The organism is Blautia sp. MCC283 (assembly GCF_018785565.1).
In the GTDB taxonomy this organism is placed as follows: Bacteria; Bacillota; Clostridia; order Lachnospirales; family Lachnospiraceae; genus Blautia_A.
In genome coordinates this window covers 1-520 of the sequence record NZ_WQQB01000026.1, presented here as the reverse complement: position 1 = coordinate 520, position 520 = coordinate 1, and the positions used below count along the sequence as shown (strand labels likewise).

Annotated in this window: 1 rRNA gene; it reads left to right on the top strand. The window is 43.1% G+C overall.

The annotated features are described in order from the left end of the window. The first annotated feature begins 129 nt into the window (after positions 1-129). Positions 130-247: ribosomal RNA gene (rrf, locus tag GPK81_RS09325) — 5S ribosomal RNA — on the top strand. Positions 248-520: the final 273 nt, after the last annotated feature.

Here is a 520-nt window from a genome sequence, read left to right as displayed (position 1 = left end):
CTCCTTTCTAAGGAAATTGGATACAGTAGGCTGTGCAAACGGCTGAATCAATCCAACTAAAACGGAAAAAAGTAGAGAAAAGAAATGTGTTTTACTGTTGAGTTATCAAGGCAACTGAATAACGATATTTCTGGTAGCGATGCGCTTAGGGGACACACCCGTTCCCATCCCGAACACGACGGTTAAGACCTAAGCGGCCGATGGTACTGCACTGGAGACGGTGTGGGAGAGCAGGTGGCTGCCAGATCAAAAAGAAAGAAACAGGCGAAGCTGCCTGATAAAAATAGAACGGGCACTGGAAAGTGAGCTCTGTCGGAAACAGAGTGGAACCAGAAGATTTTCGATAAGTCCGGTGCTAACCCTAAATCAGTCGGGAAGGACTGTTATAATAGCTGGTTTTTACCAGTGATCAGAGTTTACAAATGTGTTTGTGAGTTCTGATGGCTGATAAAACATCAGTCAGCATTGTACCTTGAAAACTGCATACATGAGATTTGATTAAGTTAATCAAATATCCTTA